The sequence below is a fragment of the Microbacterium elymi genome, assembly GCF_021582895.2.
GTDB classification, from domain to species: domain Bacteria; phylum Actinomycetota; class Actinomycetes; order Actinomycetales; family Microbacteriaceae; genus Microbacterium; species Microbacterium humicola.
The window spans coordinates 1,676,504-1,694,540 of sequence record NZ_CP091139.2 but is presented as its reverse complement, the minus strand read 5'-3'; the positions used below and the strand labels follow the sequence as shown (position 1 = coordinate 1,694,540).

Below are 18,037 nucleotides of genomic sequence, written 5' to 3'. Positions count from 1 at the left end.
AGCACGGCGATCGTCGTGCCTGTAACGCCGCCACTGGTCAGCATGTTGAGCCGTGCGGCGAGTTCCGTCGCTGCCGGGCCCTCAAGGGGGAGGACTCCGTTCTCGGGCGCTGCCCCCACCAGTGGCGGCCGGTGAAGCGACGGCCGGCGTGCGCGAAACCTGAACCGACGCAGGTCGCGATGAAACGGTCGATCAGCTGTCCGTCCATCTCCGTCCGTGTGTACACCAGGCACGTCCGTACCGAGCTCGCGTCGTACAGGACGCCCTTTCCGAACCCGTACGTTCCACCGCCGAGCTCCCGACGAAGATCGCGCCCGATGTCGAACACGAAATTGCGGAAGTCGGTTCGGACGCCGTCATCGACCGCCTGATCAGCTGGCGCGGGCCCGGACAAACCGCGAGTACCGCCGTCACGGACGAGCAGTGCGTTGAGATTGCCCGTGGAGAAAAGCGATCCAAGCTGATCGGCCGGCGCGGGCAGTGAATCCGCGAAGACCAGGTCGCGAAGCGTGGCAATCGCTCGCTGCATCGAACCGGACGGCATCGATCGCGAAGTCGATCGATCCGCCGCGATCGACGCGCGCATCCCAGCTGTTCTGCAGCGACTCCCGTAGGAAGACCTCCCAGAATCCGAGGTTGGGCTTCCCGAGCGCTCGCCGAGCCGCGTCGCCGTCGATCATTCCGGTGGGCGGGACCATCTCGGAGCAAAGGTCAAGCTTCATCGGCGTCGTCCAGCTCTTGCTCGTCTGCCTTGTCGGCGGCGTCCAGAGCATCGGCTTCCTCGATGTCCGCTTGCGCCCGGCACGTTGGCGATCACGTAGCCGATGGCCTTGTCGGGAGTTGACGACTCCGGGAAGTCCACCGAGATGCCTGTGACGATGCCGACTGCGTCGAGCGGGACGCGCGTTGTGGCGCTGGCGGCGGGCGCCGAGGTGCGATCGAGGAAGTACAGACGCAGGATGCCTTCGTCTGGGTGCCGTTCGGAGCGCTCGACCACCAGGTCTGCGCCCTTGGGCGGCGTCTCGCCGCCCTCCCAGTCGATGCCTGCGATGCGGTCCTCGGCGCTCGTGAGGATGCGGATGTTTGCGAGATCGTCGTCTGTATTCCTGAGCCGGCTGCGGACAACCGTGCCGATCTGTCCGATACCGGGAAGATCCAGCTTCTCGCCGTTGGGTCCCTCCATGATCACCACGCGCCATTTCCGCAGCGAGTCCTGTTGGAGTTCGTCCTTGAGGTAGTCGGTGAGCAGAGCTCGGGTCATCTCGCGCTGGTCCTCATCAAACTCGTAGTCCTCGAGGAAGCGCAGGATGTACTCCGCGGGCACGTCGCGATATCCACGGAGCGACTGCTTGAGCGAGGCGCCCGCGGGGAACTTCGCGATGTCGCCGCCATAGCGCTTGCACCGTTTCCAGCAGGTCCTTCGCCGCCGTAAGGTTGCGATTGAGGCGTGCGCCGTCCAACCGCCGGAATACGGTTGTCTGCGGGTTACGGCCGCTGTAAGACAGCGAAGCGTTCACGGCGTTCCGCATCTTCGCCGCTTCGGTGATCGCGAGATCCGGGTGCAGTCGGATGCGCACGCCGAGCTCGAGCGGCGACAGGCCCTCTCGGCGGTAGCGCGCGATCTCGTCGCGGATCTCCTGCTCAACCTTGGACAGGTCGCGGAACCATCCGCGCAGCTCGTCGGTCATCCAGACCCGGCAGAGATCTTCGTACCCTCCGCGATAGCCGAACCATCTGCCCATCTGAAGGAGCGTGTCGTAGGCGGACGCCGAGCGGACGAAGTAGCTGGACGTCAACCCTTCCAATGTCAGACCGCGGGAGAGGGTGTTGCCTCCGATGACGATGGCCGTTGTCGGCTTCGCGCTGGAGTAGCTCAGGCGGTCGGAAGACTTGTAGTTGTCGACGACGATGTCGATGTCATCGATGGTCGCACGCAGCGTCGCCCCCAGCTCACCCCACGTGATGGACTCGTACCCGAAGCTGCTGGCCGGCACGCGCGCCGACTCCGACTTCCAGATCTCCTCAAGTTCGAGGAGCGTGCTCGTGTCGTTGGTCGCGATGCCAACACGCACCGGTTCGAGAGCATCGAAAACGATGTCCCGCGTGCGAAAGTGTGCGTCCGAGAGCATCGACGTGTGGATCAGCATCGAGGAATGCTGTCCGTGCCCGTTCCGAATCCGCTTCGCGGCGGTCGAGAGAACGAACCAGAGAATCGCGCGGCGGAGCTCCGAACCGAGGGTCGGGCTCCAAGTCTTCACCGCACCCAAGCCAGCCGGAGGTCGGGCCGACACCGCCTCTGCCGCCGGAATTGTCCGGATCATGTCAAGGCCCGCCTCGTCCGGTGAGTCGATACCGCCGAAGAGGCGTTCCGGCCCGAAGTAGCCAGCGGGCTTCGGCATCGACACGATGACGGTGCGCGGATAGAGGTCGTTCTCGTTGCTCGGGTCGATGAGTAGGTTCGCAAACGGCGTCGCTGTGTAAGCGACATATGCACTGCGTGGGTGCTTCAAGATGTCGCGGAGAAGGCCATTGATCGTCGAGGTGCGGCCAGCGGCCCCCACGTCGATGCTTGCCTGGTCAGCCTCATCATCGATCAGAAGCATGGGAGCATGCTGCATCGCGATCTTCCCTGCGCCGGTCATCCAATCGCGCAAGCGGCGAAGTCGTGCCGGGTTCTTCTTGATGACGGCGATGAGAGCTCCGTCGAACTTCGTGAAGAGCGCAGCGGCGCCGCTTGACTGCGCGAAGTCCTCACCCCGTTTCGTCAGCGGATACCACTCGACCGAGTCGCCGACCAGCACTTCATCTATACGAGCCTGCGTCTGATCGCGGAGGATGTCGGTCACGCCGGAGAGCACGATGATGAGCTTGTAGCCGGCGTCCGCCGCTTTCGCCGCGAGTGCCATGAAGTTCGTCGTCTTGCCGCTCTGCACGTAGCCGAGGACCAGGCCGCGATCCGAGAACTGGTGGTTCCCTGGAGGGTTCAGCTTCGACAGCGTCAGGCTCGTCACCTTGTCGATGTCGGTGACGGCCGCATCACCGACACGATCCTCGAGGATGGCCTTCACAGGGGGCCAGAAGCGATCGCTCGCTTTCGGTCCCGGGTACCACGGCGTATGCGGAGTCTTCGGGTCGACGACGACCTCGACGCCGGCGATGTCGGACATCCGCATCTCGTGTCGCGCGATCGCGAGTTCGATCAGCTCTTTCGGTGTTCGCGTCGCTCGAAGAAGCTGCGTACCGAATCGAGCGACTGCCCGCCGGCGACCCAGGCGCCGACCATGTTCGTAAAAATGTCGATCTCATCGTCCGAGTACAGGTCACTCATCAGGTCTGAATGCTCCCCTTTTTCAGTAGGTGGTATGTGCACCTGCGTCAGTCCCCATGGCGCAGTTGTCTGGCGTCCGGTAGGTGTCCGCTCCTAGAGCCCGCCAAATGTCTCGTCGAGAATCGCCTTGAATGCCTTAGCGGCGGTGTAGTCGAAGTGGATGCTCTGGGTTGGGGAGTCGCCCGGCCTTGGGCCACTCTCCTTGTAGTTGTAGAGGTAGAGATAGAGGGTCCCGTCCTCGTCCAGGACCTTCTGCACATATCCTTCCACCGTGCTCTGGGGCGGTTTCACCTGCCGATCACCAACCACGAACTTCCCAATTGCCGCCATAGCTCACTCCTTGCTTGTCTGGAGCATCTGCGCCCCGGTTGAACGCTATCGAGGAAGTGCTGCGGGACGCATCCCAACACTTCCGGAAGCCGAATGCGCGCGCGCCGCCCGGCGCAGAGCCGGCAGCCACGCTCCGTAGAAGTTGCGAATCGACGCCGGCGACGGACGGCGAGTGCCCGCAGCCGCCTGCTGTTTGACCCACTTCTCGTAGTTCGCAAAGGTCTGTTCGGTGCGAGACTCCGTCGCATCCGCGATGAAGTCGACGATCGCCTGCGTGTAGTCGTCCTCGCTGAAAGCCAGCAGTCCTTTTTGCCGGCCCTTGGCCGCCGTCGCCAACCCCATCGACTCAAGGGCGTCATTCCAGCCGTCGTATCGCTTCTGGATCGTCTGGCGAGTAGGAGGCCATGGCTTCGCGCCCTTCGCGGACGTCAACCCCATCGCATCGAGCAGTTCGCCGCGCAATTCGTTGTAGCGAGCGCCGGTGATTGTGAGGGTCCCGTCGTCGAGGGCGGCCCGCTGCGCGGCGCCGATGATGCCCAGGATGGTCGCGAGTTCCTCAGGGGTGACGGATGCCTCGACCAGGTGCGCTCCGAGCTCGTCGAGCAGCTCCTGCGGGAGGTTCACGACTGCCCACGCGTAGTCGGGTTTGAGACGGAGCTCTGAGCCGAGGAGGAACCACACTCCCGCTTCGAGGGCGACATTGGAGAAGATGTCGACGTCGTTGTTCTGGTCGAACACGATGCCGGACGCCTTGAGGGCATCGTCGGCCACGACGACATCCATGGCCGGATATAGCACTGCAAGCCGCGAGATCGTCTCGGCTCGCGTGAGGCCCTGGTTCGCGAGACTTGACGCGAGGTCGCGGAACGAGGCCAGGAACTCGTCGCTGGCCTGTGCGGCGACCGCCTCTCTCGCGGCCTGGCGAGCGGCACGCGACGCCTCGGCGTCTGCTCCCCCGTGCTTGACGACGACAAGACGCACACCCTCACGAGTCAGGCCGACAACAGTAGCGATCTCCTGGAGGGTCGCGCCGTCGGCGTAGCGGTCGAGGATGAGCTTGTTGCGGTCGCTGATCGTGGTTGTCGTGTTCATCGGGTTCGACCTTCGGGATCGGATCAGGTGGTGTCGCATTCACAATAGACTATGCGCTGAGCAAAAAACTACTTGTGCATTCAGCGGTCGTCGTGTCATGCTCGACACGTCGGGCCGAAATGCCCGGCGGAAGGCACAACCTGGCGGCTCCGGATGGAGACGCGTCACCACACAAGAAACCCGGCAGGGCTTCTGGAGGGTCATCCCGACCCGCCGCAGCACAGGCCGGCCTCGAGCCGGCCTCTCTGTTTCCAGGGGCTCTCCTCAATGAAAGAGGTAGAGCAATGAACACCACCGTGGCAGCGACATTTTCCGCATTCCACGCGGTGATCAAGTTCGACAAGCTCGTCGAGCAGACCGTTGAACGCATCACCCGCTTCTCGGGGTTCGTTCCGGCGAGGCACTTCGTTCCGGTGATCGACGTGATCGATCTGGAGGCGAATCCGCGGTCCTCAAAGGTCGGACAGGTCACGGCCGCGATCCGGGAGTCGATCGAGAACACCCCGAACGACTTCCCCTTCAAGACCAAGGGCATCCTCCTGGGTGCGTCGAGCTACCGGCGCCTCGACCGCGACCGCATCGGCGTGAACTTCGAGAAGCGCAAGATCGAAGGCATCCTCGACGGCGGCCACAACACACTCGCGATCGGCCTCCACGTCCTTGCCAAGGCGGGTGTGCCCGACGCCTCTATCAGGAAGGTCAAGGTCTGGGACGACTTCCGCACTCTGTGGCATGAGCAGGCTGAGGCGGTCGATGAGCTCCGCGCGAAGGTGCGCGAGGGTGACAGCACCGATCTGGACTTCCTGATCCCGGTGGAGCTCATCGTTCCTTCCGACCCCGAGGATGAGGTCGTGACGGAGGAATTCGAGGCCTCCCTCCTCGACATCTGCGCGGCTCGCAACAACAACGTCCAGCTCAAGGTCGAGGCGAAGGCGAACAAGCGCGGCTACTTCGATGATCTGAAGCAGACGCTGCCGTCGTACATCAGCGAGCGCGTGGAATGGCAGCAGGGCGACCCGAAGCCGATCAAGGTGGCCGACATCGTCGCGCTCGCGTGGATTCCGCTCGGGACGCTGGAGCCGATGCCCGCGGCCGACGACGGCAAGCCGGTCGTTCCGCCGCTTCCGCAGAACCTGTACCGCAACAAGGGCGACTGCATCGTACGCTTCGAGCGGCTGATGAGCTCGCCGGTGGTCACCAAGGAGCACGGCGCGGTCGCTGAGCTTGCACAACATCCCGGTGTTCAGCGCGCTGGCGATCGCGGGGCAGATCCCCGAGCTGTACGAGCTGATCTACCGCAAGTTCCCGGAGGCGTACAACAAGAACGGCGGACTGTACGGGCGCATCACCGCAGTGAGCAAGATGAACCCCGCGAACTCGAAGACTCCGCACAAGACGCGTTTCACCGACCAGGGCGCGAAGTACGCGAGCCCCGAGGGCTTCATCATCCCGCTCGTCTACGGCCTCTCGGCCCTGCTCGAACGCCGCGAAGACGGCACGATCGCGTGGAAGACGGACCCGACGACGTTCCTCAACGACAACCTCGACGAGATCGCAAAGCGGTTCAAGGGCATCATGCAGATGGGAGACTTCGACCCGCAGAAGGTGGGCAAGTCCGGTCCCGCGTACACGATGGTGCGCGACACGTACACGACGCTCGCTGGCGGCGAAGGCAGGGGAGGCCGTCTGATGGGTGACGATGTCGAGTTCAACGTCGGGCTGGTCGCCATCGTGATGAGACCTGAGGATGTCGATTTCCGCGGCATCTCGGTGTCGGCCGGCCGCGGGGGTACCGAGCAAGAGGGCAGACTTCGCGAAGCGGTTATCGAATCCAGCGATGGATTGCGCATGACGATCGGATGCACGGTCTGGGGGGACGGCTCCGCGGACGTGCAGCCCTCGACTTCCTCGCTGGCCCCGACGCCTATCGCCGGCTCGAGGCGGCCGGCCGCATGACGCTCGCCGACGGTGGCAACGGTGCGCGGGTGGCGCTCCTACGCACCCTCAAGTATGGCGATCGCGGTTACCCGTCGCTCGCGTCGATCACGTGGGAAGAGCTGAACGGCCTGGCAGGCGCGGATGCTGCGGACCTCCTGATCTCGCACGGCGCTCGGATCGGGGCGTATGAGGACCTCAGGCCGGAAGCTCGGCAGTACCGTGAGCACCCCGCCTTCGCTGTCTCGGAGGACGGGCTCGAGGCGGTCTTCGCCGCGTTCGCGATCACGCGGGTGATCCCGATCATGAAGGGCTTCGGCCGCGATGGTGGAGTGGAGGCGCTGTACTGATGGCGGGATATATCGTCGAGTTCCCTGATCACAACACCTATGGCGAGGTGATGAAGGGATACTTCTCACTCATGCGCGGATTCGGACTCGAATTCGCGAACCGCAGTCACGGCATCCTCTCACCGACGCATGGTGCGCGCTGGTTCGATGACTACGTCGCATGGCGGAACGAGCAGGATCCGGTTCATGTGAAGCGGCGCCAGTCGCCGGCCGACCCGAGCTTCTTCCTGCGGGAGTTTCTGAGCGCTCCTGAGACTGTTTACCGCGAGGTGATCCCGAACACGGGGGATCTGCGCGTGCTCTCGAAGAAGATCATCGACACTCGCAATACGTGGTTGCACTTCGCCGATGAGCCGTCGGTACTGCAGCCTGCGGGAAGCGGCAGAGTATCTGCGCGACTTCGGCACGAGAGCGTCGATGGGCGTTGCTGTCCCGGCGATCCGCATGATCAAGAGAATCGACCGCATCAAGTCGGGACAGCATCAGCCGGGACAGACGCAGGTGAGTTCCACGTTGCAGGACGCGCCAATGGATGCCGATAGTGGTGAGCCGCCCACCGAGATCCCGCTCGAACCCGTGGCCAACGAGCCTCGCCCTCCGATCGGGTCTCTCTGGCGTGGCGGTATTCCCGCGCGGCGAGTGAAGGTGACCCGCACCCGTGACGTGGTCGACATCGCGACCGGAGCGTCGCTTCGCCAGGAGATCAGCGGCGATCCTGGCGAGAAGATCCGCCAGTGGACTTCGGCGCGCCCGATGGGTGAACTGTGGGTGGATGCCGATGGCGCGGTCGGCGGCTTCGTCGAGGGTCAAGAGCGCCTGCTCGGCTACACCGGCGAAGACCCCGAAAGCGAGACAGCCCGCGGGTTCCTGGTCAAGAGGTTCTACGACATCCGCGACGGCAAGCTCATCGACATCGACTCGGGATCGGCGCTGCGGGATACGGTGAGACCGATATGCGCCGAGCGCGCGCGCGAGATCGAGGATGCCGTGGCCGGCGTCATGGAGCCTGGGGGCACCATTCGCGTGACCAACTACGGCGACGTGCTGTACCTCGACGAGACAGGAACGTCGCGCATCGCTGCGGTCACCCCGGAGACGTGGTTCCCAGGGCACCTGGGGTAAGAGCCATCGGCTACGTACCGCGAATGCTGCAACTCGAGGTCGCTGACAAATCCGTGGCCGGCGAAGCCCCGCGAGCTACAGTCGGGTCGCGACGACGCGTCTGCGATGCAACGCGTGTAACGGTGAGGTAGTCGAGCAAGACTCAGCGTTGCGCGCGGCTACGCTCCTCGACGACGCCCTGCATCACGCGAGTCTGAACTTTGTTGAGTGCTTCCATTCGGACGGACGTGGGGAGCGTTTCCAGGTCCTGGACAGCCCGCGTGATCGCCTCCTCGATGGACGGACGCACCCGGGTTGATAGGGCAGCGGATCGAGGCACTGGCAAGGCCCCGGCGGTGTCGAACAAGTCATCAAGCGACATCCCGAGGACACGCGAAAGTGTGACCTGGTGCTTTGCAGATGGGAGCCGGTACCCGGTTTCGATCTGTGCGACGTACGGGTATGAGAGATCGGTTGCCTCGGCGAGATCCTTTCGACTCATCCCAAGTTCGTCACGTCGCGCAGCGATACGGCGACCAAGCGCGAGGTCTCCGGTGCGCGGGGAGGAACCTCCGTGCGGTTCGGGGCTGACGCGGGCCATGCCTCTATGCTCTCAGAACAGATGAAGTCATGCAAAGGGCGACTGTCGATCGGGCTCCGAACGACTGAATGCTCCCACAACTGTCGACGATCACTTCGCGAGCGCCCTGGCGTTGTTGGTCCGACAACCTCAAGCAGCTCACCCCACCGGGATTTGATCTGTTGATGAACGAGCTCGAAGCGCTTGCCGAGAGAGACCGAACCTAGCGCCGTGCACATGCTTCGCAGATATTGCCCACGCCGGGCAAAAGAACGCTCGCCGCCACGGAGTCGCGGGCTGAACAGAAAGGGGCAATGCACGCAGGCACCCAGGGTGACGGACAACGCTTAGAAGCACTCTCGAGGCCGCGGTGAGAGGCGTCGTGGAGACCTGGCTCAAGGCCGACCTCCGGATCGGAAATCTCTAGCGGTTGAGGGGTCGTCGCGCTGGGCGCAACCTCGGCGGCTTCTGCTCGATCCACGTGTCTGCTCCGACGGCGCACGCCCGTGCGCTCGTAGGTTCGGTATCGTTCTGGCGTCTCGTCCCTCGCCGCGCCGGCGCTACGTGAGCACCTCGGGCCACTTCTCAAGGTACTCGGCGAGGCCCTCGAGGTCGGCGTAGATGGTCGCGAATCGGTGGCCGAACCGTTGCTCGAGTTGATTGCGGATCTCGACCTTCGCGTCCGGGGCTATGACATACGTGAACACCGGAGCCTTCGTGGGGAGACGCCCCTCACGGAGATGCGCCAACCGCATCGGTACCGAGGAGAATCGGCGCACCTCGTCGGCTGCCCACATGGAACGGCCGCGGCCTTCGCCCGGCGCCGCATCGACGGCGTCGATCGGAACGCCATCGAGGATGAACGCCGCGTTCTGTGCCGGGATCCGGCCGTGCAATGCCGGTGGTCGCCAGATCTTGCGCCCGTATCCCGTACCCCAATTCACGGCCCGCCGTGCGGAGGTGTCGTGAAGTCGATGCCAGCGCGGCGTGTTCCCATTCCAATTTGAGTTGAGTTGCAGTGGCTCTCCTGCGGTGAACGCCAGCAGTCGCGCTGGGAGGTCATCTGCCGACGTATCTCTGGCGACGGCGAACCATGCTGCGATAAGGGGGTTGTACGTGACGTCGAGCAGCCGGGTGGGCGCGCCCACGTGCTGCATCTGCGCGAAGAGTTGCAGTGCCGGAATGCCGTCCAGCCGCCACTCCGTGCGCGCCATGCGCAGCAGTCTCGCTTCGGCTGTATTCAGCTCGCTCTCGCTAGGCGGGCTACCAGTCGTGTCCATCAGCAGTCGGTACAGCGAACTGTGCAAGCCCCACCTCGCATCCGTCTGGCCGCGCCAGACGAACCCCTGATCCGGGTGGATGGACGTGATGTGGTTCACCGCGCTTTGGAACGACTGCCAGCCGTCGATCGTCTCCTGCCAGGGGAGAAGAGGTCGGTCGCGTCGATCTGCGCAGGGGCCGTCATGGGCACATCATTCCATGGCACGTGCACCCTCTGCGGTGGGCACTCATCCTGCAGCGATCCTCCTGACGGCCTCGCGCAGGAACTCCTGCGGTGCGAACCCGGGGAGAACGTCGCGAACATCCGCCCACGCCCGGTCCAGAACAACGCCGCAATGGCGGGCGCCGTAGAGTCGCTGCGACGGCGGCCGTGCGGCTGCGCGCTTCGAAGCAGTGCACGAACACCGTTTTGCCTTGCGCGCGCAGGGCGGAGACGGCATCCACTGTCTCGCTCAGGACGAAGTCGACGTCGATGTTGCGGTCCGGCTGGTCGACGAGCCACACCTGCACGCTCTCGCACCACGCCGGCACCTGTGCAGTGCCCACGCGGCACAGCGAGACGACGGCATCCACCTCGTCGGGCAGCCGGTCGAGCGCGGCGATCGATCCGATCCACACGCCGTCATCGTGCGGATGCCGCACCAGAACGTCACTCGCCGGTGACACGGCTGCGCGCTCGGCGAGCGGCCAGCCTGCGGCATCCGGCTCGCCGTGGCGCGCGGCCAGGTATGCCAGGCGGGTGAGCTCGTTGGCGTCGATGCCCGGCCAGCCGTGCAGCACGCGCTTCCACGACAGCGGTACTGCGGTGCCGCCGTACACCGCGCCGGCCAACGACCCGGCGATCGCCGCCACCGTGTCGGTGTCGTTACCTCCGCGGACGGCGCGCTGCACGGCATCGGGCAACGATTGCGACCCGGCGACCGCGGCAAGCGCCCCCTGGAAAGCCCGCACCACCCATCCGTTGGCCTTGTTGAAGTCGCGCGGATGGGCGCCAGGTGTGAGCGCTTCGTCGATCAGAGCCGACCAACGGCGGTTCGTTTCGGCCGGTTCGGCCTCGCTCGACGGGCCAGGGGTCGGGCGTTTCGTCTCGTCGCTGCGCTCCTCGCTCAACGACCGGGGGGTGCTGCGCTCCTCGCTCAACGACCGAGTGTCGGTCAAGGTCCGTACGTACACGTCGAGGGTAGTGCGCATGTCGAGCACGCCGGTCATGATGGCGTGCCTGATCGCGAGGCACCACAGCGCGCATGCGTGGACGTTGTCATCCTCCCAATGCGTCAACTGCGCGACGCGACCGGCCGAGGCGACGAGCTCGGCGGTGGTTCGGTCGAGGTAGCCGAGCGCGACTGGTCCGGTGCGCATGAGCGACCCATTGCCGGCGCTGCGTTTCTCGCAGCGTGTGCGCGCTCCGACTCCGCGAATGCTGCGGCGGCCGTCGGCACGGGCAGCGCGGACAGGATGCTGCGGGTCTGCGCCCCGACATCCTTGGCCGAACGCGACCACTCGCACCAGCTTGCGACGATCTCGTTGAGCGCGGCCAGGTCTTCGAGTGTGCGGCCGTCGGCAAGCACACGGAGGATCGGCATCGCCATGCTGGTGTCGTCCGTCCACTCGCCGACGTCGTGGCCGAACACGCCGCGGCCGAATGCCGGGGTGACCTCGTCGGGCAACGCCGGGCCGAATTCGTATCGCGACCCGAGGGCATCGCCCGCTGCCGAGCCGAGCACGGCACCGACGGCGCGGTCGAGCTGGATTGCGGTCAGGTGGAGCGGGCGTCTGGTCGTTCCTCGCTCGTCCCGTGGCCTAGTCTCCGGTGCGCTCAACGCTCCGCTCCCGCCAGGCCGAGAATGCGCTGCGCCCGTCCGTACTTGATGGCGAGACGGTCTCGCGTCGCAGGGTCGAGCAACCGAGTGCGCTTCGGGCGCAGGTTGTCGCCGATGTCGGCCGAGGCGACCGCACGTGCGACCGGAACGGCGGCGACCCGCTGGTAGTACTCGGCCGCCGGCGTTCCCGGCGCGCGTGTGAGCACGCAGACCAGTTCGACGATGTCGGCATGCACGCCGGCCGCGCGCAGATCGGCGGTCGTCACCCCGGTGTCTTCGATGACGTCGTGCAGCCAGGCGACGCAGTGTTCAAGCGGTTTCCGCAGCGGGTCGAAGCGGGCAGCCACTCTCGCCGCGTGCGCAAGAATCGGTACGCCCGCCTTGTCAGTCTGGCCGCGGTGCGCGATCGTCGCGATGGCGCACGCAAGTGCGACCTGGGCTCCAGCATCCGGGTCCCCGGCATCCGGCGATACCCGTGTGCCGGCGGGCGCTTCACCCTGCCCTGCCACGTCCGTGCGCAGATAGTAGAACTGCCACGTCCCGTTGAGCTTCGCGTCACCGCGGCAGACGTAGATCGCATGGTCGCTGTCGTCAGCCGGTTGGGTGAGCGGGATGCTCAGCGTCACGTTCGTGTACGGCTTGCCCGTGTCGGGCAGGTCGCCGTACCGCGTGCCGTCGAGCGGACCGCCGATCAGTTCGGCGGGGATCGTCCCCCGGATGCCGTCGTTCATGTCTTCCTCCAGGTTTTACGCTCTTGTGCGTTAATAACTGCAGTATGGGGCGAACCTCCGACATTGCGCAAGTCTCAGTAAAATGGAGCCATGACATACCGTGACCGGTCCGGTCGTGCGCTCGAGGACTACCCGCGCCCCTCCGTGGCGGTCGACACCGCGGTACTCACGGTGTGGGACGACACGGTGGGGGTTCTGCTCCTGTCCGACGGCGACGGCGGTCGACGCCTGCCGGGTACCTTCGTCCATCCCGGGGAACGGCTGGCGGATGCCGCGGACCGCGCGCTCCGCGAAAAGGCCGGGCTCACCGGCATCCATCCCCGTCAGCTTGCACGTGTTCGACGCGCCGGCTCGCGACGACCGCGGATGGGTACTCAGTGTCGCGCACTACGACGTCGTGCAGTTGAGCCGGCTGGCCCTGACCGACGGAGTGCAGGTGGTGCGAGTGGAATCGCTTCCGCCGTTGACGTACGACCACGACGCGATCATCGCGTTCGCCGTGGATGCGATGCGCTCGAGGTATCGCGCCGCACCAGATCCGGCCGGGCTGCTCACCGAGCCGTTCACGATCCGCGAGTTGCGCCACGTCCATGAAGCCGTGGCCGGACACAGGCTGCTGCCCGACACGTTCCGGCGATCGATGCTGCCCGGGCTCGCTCAGACCGGCGAGACCTTCAGCGAAGGACGCGGCCGCCCCGCCGAGCTGTATCGGCGGATCTCAGCAGGCTGATGGAGTGGTCGAAGACCACCAGCATCGAGGAAGGCCCAACCTCATGCGGCGGAGCGACCCGGCATGGGGAATTTCAGTGAGCAGAAGTGGCTCTCCTGGCTCTTCCGTGGGTTGTTGAGCGGGTCTGAACGGGCGCACGCCGTTCTCTCGTCTAGGTTTCTGGACTGCTTAGGAACAGGAACCGAGAGTGCGGAGAGCGGCGCGCTGAATCCCAGCCTATGGCGTGCCTTGCTGGGCGTGGACGCAATACGCGCGCTCGCGCGCACGGACGTCGTAGCGGAGCGCGACCAGCTCGATGGCGTGACCGCCAGGCTTCGAGTGGGAGACGTCGATCCCAGCACGGGCGCCGCATACTGCGGACCAACCCAGTATGTGTTGCGTTCTCGCGATCGGATCGTCGTCGACGAAGCCGGCATGGTCGACCTGCAGACGGCGAACGTCCTTGTCGAGCTCGCGATCGAGCAGGGCGCCGGACTGGCGTTCGTGGGTGACACGCACCAGGCGTTGCCGGTCGGACATGCGGGCGCGATGGGTTCTGCGATCCGGCACGCGAACGCTGCGGTCGAGCTCGACACGGTGCACCGGTTCCGCGATCCCGACTACGCGGCACTCACACTGCGGCTCCGGGATGCGGGTGATCGCGAGCGTGCGCTGGTCGTTGCGGGGGAGCTTGCCGAACGCGGTCACGTCGATCGGGTCGATCATCGCGAAGCGGCGCGTGGGCGGATGATCGACGCGTACTTCGATTGGCACGCGCGCGGCAAGCGGGTGACGCTGGTATCTGGCACGAATGCGGAGGCGGATGCGATCAACGACGCCATCCAGCAGCGGCGAGTGGATGAGGGCGAGCTCGACGTCTGCGTCGCCGCGTGGGGAATGGGAGAGCAGCGGATTCTCGTCGGTGACATCGTTCAGACCCGTCGGAACGACCGGCTCACGGGAGTCGAGAATCGCGCGCAGTGGGTAGTGCGCGGCATCCGCGACGAGCACCTGTCTCTTGCCTCCGTGAGCGACAGCGGAGAGGTGGCGCGTGTGTCCTCCGAGTACGCGCGGGAGCACCTGCAAGCTCGCCGACGCATCCACCGCGCACGGCGTGCAGGGCGACACCGCCGAAGCGTCGGTAGTCGGGCCGGATGTCGATGCGGCAGGGCTCTATGTCGGCCTCACGCGAGGGCGGGTGCACAACGTCGCGATCGTCGTGGCGCGAACGGATGCCGCGGCCCGCGAGTGCCTCGCCGAGTCGATGCAGCGCGGCACTCCGGAGTTGACGATGCAGGATGCCGTGCGCGCGGCCCAAGCGGAGATGCGTCGCGCGGCGCGGGAACGGGACTTGGCGCCGATGGCGACCGGACCGGTAGCCGGGCCAGCACCGTCGGCGGGTGCGGGGCGAGGAAGGGGGATCTGAGGCTTCCGCTCAATCGCACGCTGAGATCCATGCTCGGAGATACGGCGAGCTGGCGCTTTACGCCTCCCCGAACGACGCTGGAGGCTAGATAAGAATCATAAGTTGGTCATGAAGGGACCTCAACTCGTCCTCCGCCTCGAGATACAGGGGATGTGCTGCCGCCTCCTTTGCTCCGCCATCGAGTTCGCTCCGGGCGAATGCGCCACGCAGTTCTCGCTGCAAGGAGCGAATTCGCTCGATCCGCTCAACGATCGCCAACCCATCTTCGAGATTTGCTGACACCGTTTGTCCCCTCACCTCGGTCGGCTCCGACCGCCTTTTCGAATGCCCTCGTGCTGTTCGCGCGTCGCGCGGAGAGTCATAAAGATGGGGTCAGCCGCGCATGCTCGTACTGATCAATTCTCTCAATGATCTCTTCGGCGAACAGGCGGCATTGGGCCCGTTGTGCCTCACCGAGGACTTCAGGTCGACCGTGCGCGAGCGGCGCGCGATACTGTGCAAGACCAGTCATGACGCTCCGCCAGTGGGCCTTGTCTTTCGTGCTGAATAAGCCTACGAACGCGCTCCACTCGACTTGTACGATGTCCCAAAGGTCACCGGGATATGTGTAGGACAGCCATGGAGCTTGGCGCGCGAACATTTTCGTGTCCCGTGCTTGTTTAGCATGGGCGTCTGCGAGGGCCTTCTTTACAGCCGGGTGCTTCTTGGCGACCTGGTGTTCCCATTCCTCCCCGTAGACGTCTCGAAGCGTACTATCTATCACTCCTCTCAGCCGAACTTCTGCAAGTCCCAAGAGGCCCCATGGGTTCATGCTCCATGTGCGATGTCGTAGCGCATCTCTAAATATCTGCTGCTCCGACAAGGAGATGGGCGTCTCTTCTTCCCCGCGATCCTTTACATGGTTCACCTGCTCCGGGACAATGCCGAGCAATTCAAGCTCTTGCCTTTCGAACATGAGATCGTCGACGATCGGCCCCAGCACGTATTGTGCCGCTGCATCGATCAGACGCAGGTCGGCGAGGTGATCCAGAACGCGTAAAGCAATCTTGGCGCGCTCCATGTCGCCCGATGGATCAGGTGACAAGTCGGGGCGCGTTGTCAACCAGTACTTAGCGAGTGAGGGGTGCCCACCCGACCATCGAAGACAATCGGTCCGCTCCGCATCTGTGAGCCCGCTTGCACCCGGTCCGAGGTCATCGAGGTCGTTAGCAGCCAGGCTACCGAGATACTGGGTGTAACACACGCTCGCGAGCGTTGAGATCCCGGAGACCTTGGTCTCGATGGATTGAAGCGAACGGCGGGAGACTATCAAGGCCGTGCATCGAAGCGATTCTGGGCGATGCACCAATTCTCGCAACAGGAGCAAAAAGTCTACTGCGTCGTCGAAGTGGACCACTCGGTCGAACTGATCCAGCAACACGACGAAGTGACGATCCGACTGCATCAGACACGTTCGAACTGAACGCCATACCTCACGGATAGAGCCGGTGTCCGTGTGGGCGCGGACATCGGTGCAATTGAGGCCAACAAGCAGTTCGGCAAGCACGTCCTTGCCCGACGACGTTGTCGAGAGGTCTACACGGATAACCGGCTGCCCAGCGTCCTCGAGTAGGTGAATTACGCGATCACTGATCCAGGACTTGCCGGATCCGGGGCTTCCGTGCAGCGCAACGTTCGCGGGAGCACTTAGCAGCGCTCGGACCCGCTCGGGAGTCTTTGCTCTATCGGTCATCACTCATGTCTTCTCAAATAGTCGGCGTAAAGGAGAACACGGATGGAAACCCCGCTTTCGTTACGGCTTAGGACTCCGCGTAGGAGCAGATCTTCGAGGGCCATAACTCGCCACGGATCAAGTTGCAGGTGATCGATCGGTACTGGGCTGTTTTGGCTACCAGAGAGGTGCGCAATTCTCCGCAGTACGGTTAGGGCAAGCTCGGTCCCATCGGCCTCCTCCTCGTCTTCGACGTTTGACATCAATGTGTGCGTATTGTCGGCTGTGACGAGGCAGTCGAACTTATGCGCCTCAATGCGATCTTGACCGGATAATAGGCCTTCGACCGCCTCCTCTACGTCGGTCTCGGTAACCTCGGAGCGGTTGTGGGAGTTTACGAGGGTTATCACTCGGTCACAGAGGATTTGGGTAAAGAACGGGTGTCCGCCCGTATATGACGCGATCGTGCTTAGCGCGTAACCCGTATAGCGACTGCTGTTCTCGGCCGTTCTGACTGGTAGGTCGGCTAGTCGTTGGGTCTCATCCATTGTGAGATAGTCAAGCTTGCGGGTCGTCATGACACTGAACTCGTTTGGATACGACTCCAAGAACCTCGGCATGGTGTCCTGGCCTATCAAGAGAGCGGAAAATAGCCTCGCCTCGAGGAGGCCTTTCAGTTGCCGCATGAAATCTTTGAGTTCGTTGTGTTCCGAGGGGTCGATGCCGCGACGACGCAGGATCTCGTAGACATATGTGAACTCGTCGACGACGACAACGAATGCCACTCCAGTCAAGCCAGTAGACCGAAGGAGCGTCCGTGCCTGCCTCCAGCGCCCTCTGAAAGCTCCGCAGCGGGCGGCTCTCTATGGCTGCCGTCTCGGGCCACCGATCCAATAGGAGCCTTGATGTTTGGGCAGGAAGTGCGCGGTCGATTTGGATACGGAACTGGTCCAGGATCTCTTCCACGAAATCGACAGTCACGCTCCGGCGGTCAATCGTGCCCATTGACAACGAGGCGACGATAGCTTTCCTTTCGAGTAGGCGCGTTCTCACTTGCTCAAGGACGCTCGACTTACCGGTGCGTTGTTGCCCATATACGGCGAAGCACGTACCCCCTGGCGTCTTGCCCAAATCGCGAACCAGGTCGTGAATCATTGCCTCGCGCCCGAAGAACATCTCAGGTGATGACACTGGCAAGCCGCCTGCGTAGGGACGATATGGATTTGGGATCTCGGTGTGCGCCTCGTTGCCCTGAATGCTCAGCAGCAAGGACTGCCGAGGTGACGAATGGGTCTGACCATCTGGCAAGCGATACCTCAGGTGCGCGTCGATACGAATATCTGAACGTGCACCCTGCTTGCGGTTGTCGCGAAGCCGCACATTTACTGTCGTGGTTTGACCGCTCTCAAGCAGCGGCAGGCTAGGCGCTCGACCAATCAGGCTCAGATTTCGATACCTGTCCAACACGACCGTTACGTCGCGCAGTTCCAACGCCGACTGGTCGAGACTGATCCTCACGGGAAGATCGAACTCGTGATCGTTTCTTCGCGTGACGTTGACTCGGTCGCGGGTGACGATGACTGGTGGGTGCGCGGCCCTCGTGGAAGTGGTCATCCAATGTTCTTCGTGCTCAGCGACCAAAC

The 18,037-nt window shown here is 64.0% G+C and carries 18 protein-coding genes and 3 pseudogenes; 6 read left to right on the top strand and 15 right to left on the bottom strand.

Annotation, left to right across the window (positions count from 1 at the left end):
• Nucleotides 1–37 precede the first annotated feature (37 nt).
• The 7 genes from L2X98_RS09210 to L2X98_RS09180 form a co-directional block, all read right to left on the bottom strand.
• On the bottom strand, nt 38–586 hold the full coding sequence (locus L2X98_RS09210; RefSeq protein WP_259613068.1) for a hypothetical protein: 549 nt from the start codon (nt 584–586) through the stop codon (nt 38–40).
• A 132-nt stretch (nt 587–718) separates the two neighbouring features.
• A complete protein-coding gene (locus L2X98_RS09205) occupies nt 719–1,324 on the bottom strand; it encodes a hypothetical protein (RefSeq protein ID WP_259613067.1) in 606 nt (201 codons plus the stop codon).
• Nucleotides 1,278–3,167 carry a Z1 domain-containing protein gene (locus L2X98_RS09200; protein ID WP_259613066.1) on the bottom strand — a complete coding sequence of 630 codons (1,890 nt, stop codon included), beginning with the start codon at nt 3,165–3,167 and terminating at the stop codon, nt 1,278–1,280. Before L2X98_RS09200 ends, L2X98_RS09205 begins: the two co-directional genes overlap by 47 nt.
• Before the next feature lie 32 nt (nt 3,168–3,199).
• Nucleotides 3,200–3,328 carry a hypothetical protein gene (locus tag L2X98_RS09195; RefSeq protein WP_259613065.1) on the bottom strand — a complete coding sequence of 43 codons (129 nt, stop codon included), beginning with the start codon at nt 3,326–3,328 and terminating at the stop codon, nt 3,200–3,202.
• Between the two features lie 93 nt (nt 3,329–3,421).
• Entirely contained in the window at nt 3,422–3,658 is a 237-nt protein-coding gene (locus L2X98_RS09190; protein ID WP_259613064.1) for a hypothetical protein, read from the bottom strand.
• Between the two features lie 45 nt (nt 3,659–3,703).
• A complete protein-coding gene (locus tag L2X98_RS09185) occupies nt 3,704–4,750 on the bottom strand; it encodes a hypothetical protein (protein ID WP_259613063.1) in 1,047 nt (348 codons plus the stop codon).
• Nucleotides 4,751–5,202: 452 nt separating this feature from the next.
• Complete coding sequence (locus L2X98_RS09180; protein WP_259613062.1) at nt 5,203–5,985, bottom strand: hypothetical protein; 783 nt, start codon at nt 5,983–5,985, stop codon at nt 5,203–5,205.
• Between L2X98_RS09180 and L2X98_RS09175 the strand changes: the two genes are divergently transcribed.
• The 3 genes from L2X98_RS09175 (at nt 5,975) to L2X98_RS09165 (ending at nt 8,157) form a co-directional block, all read left to right on the top strand.
• On the top strand, nt 5,975–6,706 hold the full coding sequence (locus L2X98_RS09175; protein ID WP_259613061.1) for a hypothetical protein: 732 nt from the start codon (nt 5,975–5,977) through the stop codon (nt 6,704–6,706). The two genes, L2X98_RS09180 and L2X98_RS09175, sit on opposite strands and share 11 nt — an antisense overlap.
• Complete coding sequence (locus L2X98_RS09170) at nt 6,703–7,035, top strand: hypothetical protein (protein WP_259613060.1); 333 nt, start codon at nt 6,703–6,705, stop codon at nt 7,033–7,035. The genes L2X98_RS09175 and L2X98_RS09170 overlap by 4 nt, the downstream gene beginning before the upstream one ends.
• A gap of 348 nt (nt 7,036–7,383) precedes the next feature.
• Nucleotides 7,384–8,157: a hypothetical protein gene (locus L2X98_RS09165; protein ID WP_259613059.1), complete on the top strand. Its 774-nt coding sequence runs from the start codon at nt 7,384–7,386 to the stop codon at nt 8,155–8,157.
• 142 nt (nt 8,158–8,299) lie between these two features.
• Here the strand turns inward: L2X98_RS09165 and L2X98_RS20755 are convergent, their stop codons facing one another.
• The 5 genes and pseudogenes from L2X98_RS20755 to L2X98_RS09145 form a co-directional block, all read right to left on the bottom strand.
• A complete protein-coding gene (locus L2X98_RS20755) occupies nt 8,300–8,737 on the bottom strand; it encodes a helix-turn-helix domain-containing protein (RefSeq protein WP_354002973.1) in 438 nt (145 codons plus the stop codon).
• A gap of 539 nt (nt 8,738–9,276) precedes the next feature.
• On the bottom strand, nt 9,277–10,095 hold the full coding sequence (locus L2X98_RS09160) for an FRG domain-containing protein (RefSeq protein WP_259613058.1): 819 nt from the start codon (nt 10,093–10,095) through the stop codon (nt 9,277–9,279).
• Nucleotides 10,096–10,177: 82 nt separating this feature from the next.
• A complete protein-coding gene (locus tag L2X98_RS09155; RefSeq protein ID WP_259613057.1) occupies nt 10,178–11,497 on the bottom strand; it encodes an ADP-ribosylglycohydrolase family protein in 1,320 nt (439 codons plus the stop codon).
• Between the two features lie 41 nt (nt 11,498–11,538).
• A pseudogene (locus L2X98_RS22660) lies at nt 11,539–11,817 on the bottom strand (ADP-ribosylglycohydrolase family protein); the annotation flags it as partial.
• Nucleotides 11,814–12,443, bottom strand: coding sequence for a hypothetical protein (locus tag L2X98_RS09145; RefSeq protein WP_259613056.1), 630 nt, complete (start codon nt 12,441–12,443; stop codon nt 11,814–11,816). The gene L2X98_RS09145 and the pseudogene L2X98_RS22660, both read right to left, overlap by 4 nt.
• 373 nt (nt 12,444–12,816) lie before the next feature.
• Between L2X98_RS09145 and L2X98_RS22655 the strand changes: the two genes are divergently transcribed.
• The 3 genes and pseudogenes from L2X98_RS22655 (at nt 12,817) to L2X98_RS09130 (ending at nt 14,683) form a co-directional block, all read left to right on the top strand.
• A complete protein-coding gene (locus tag L2X98_RS22655; protein ID WP_259613055.1) occupies nt 12,817–13,278 on the top strand; it encodes an NUDIX hydrolase in 462 nt (153 codons plus the stop codon).
• Between the two features lie 63 nt (nt 13,279–13,341).
• A pseudogene (locus L2X98_RS09135) lies at nt 13,342–13,917 on the top strand (AAA family ATPase); the annotation flags it as partial.
• A gap of 391 nt (nt 13,918–14,308) precedes the next feature.
• Nucleotides 14,309–14,683 carry a hypothetical protein gene (locus tag L2X98_RS09130; protein ID WP_259613436.1) on the top strand — a complete coding sequence of 125 codons (375 nt, stop codon included), beginning with the start codon at nt 14,309–14,311 and terminating at the stop codon, nt 14,681–14,683.
• A 358-nt stretch (nt 14,684–15,041) separates the two neighbouring features.
• On the opposite strand, the gene L2X98_RS09125 is transcribed toward L2X98_RS09130, so the two are convergent.
• From L2X98_RS09125 to L2X98_RS20740, 3 genes and pseudogenes are all read right to left on the bottom strand, one after another.
• A complete protein-coding gene (locus L2X98_RS09125; protein ID WP_259613054.1) occupies nt 15,042–16,415 on the bottom strand; it encodes an ATP-binding protein in 1,374 nt (457 codons plus the stop codon).
• Nucleotides 16,415–17,179, bottom strand: coding sequence for a hypothetical protein (locus L2X98_RS09120; protein ID WP_259613053.1), 765 nt, complete (start codon nt 17,177–17,179; stop codon nt 16,415–16,417). The genes L2X98_RS09125 and L2X98_RS09120 overlap by 1 nt, the downstream gene beginning before the upstream one ends.
• A 16-nt stretch (nt 17,180–17,195) precedes the next feature.
• Nucleotides 17,196–17,570: pseudogene (locus L2X98_RS20740) on the bottom strand (ATP-binding protein); the annotation flags it as partial.
• Nucleotides 17,571–18,037 lie beyond the last annotated feature (467 nt).